Below are 467 nucleotides of genomic sequence, written 5' to 3'. Positions count from 1 at the left end.
TATAAAAGCGATAAAACGTACACCAAACATCAACACCCGATGTGGTACGTTTTGGAGAATCTCATCATGAAAAATCAACATTCACACCATTTTCTTGCCGTTCTGGCATTAGCCGCTGTCCTAGCTTCTGCGGCAACAGCAAGGGCACAAATTGCAGGATCAACTACCACAATGGATGTTAAGACCTCCCAAACCACCAGCGCCGCCGTGGGATGGAGCGCAAAGAAATCACTGATAGGGAAGTTTATATTTAACGACACTGGGGGAAAAGTTGGCAGAGTAGATGATCTTATTATTTCACCTGACAATAACGTGACTTATGCCATCGTGAGTGCAGGAGGGTTTGTCGGAATAGGACAACATGATGTGGCCATTCCAATTCGTGAAATTAATGAAATATCAGGAAAACTGATTATCATGGGGGCTACAAAACAAAGTGTAAAGGACATGCCAGCATTCACCTATAC

Annotated in this window: 1 protein-coding gene; it reads left to right on the top strand. The window is 43.5% G+C overall.

Features of this window, described 5'->3' with window-relative positions; genetic code table 11:
- Positions 1-66 precede the first annotated feature (66 nt).
- A partial coding sequence (locus JHD82_RS29045; RefSeq protein ID WP_199140362.1) for a PRC-barrel domain-containing protein occupies positions 67-467 on the top strand: 401 nt, incomplete at its 3' end.

The sequence above is a fragment of the Delftia sp. ASV31 genome, assembly GCF_016428765.1.
GTDB classification, from domain to species: domain Bacteria; phylum Pseudomonadota; class Gammaproteobacteria; order Burkholderiales; family Burkholderiaceae_C; genus Comamonas; species Comamonas acidovorans.
Note: the sequence above shows the minus strand (reverse complement) of the source record. Positions and strands in the feature narration are given on the sequence as shown.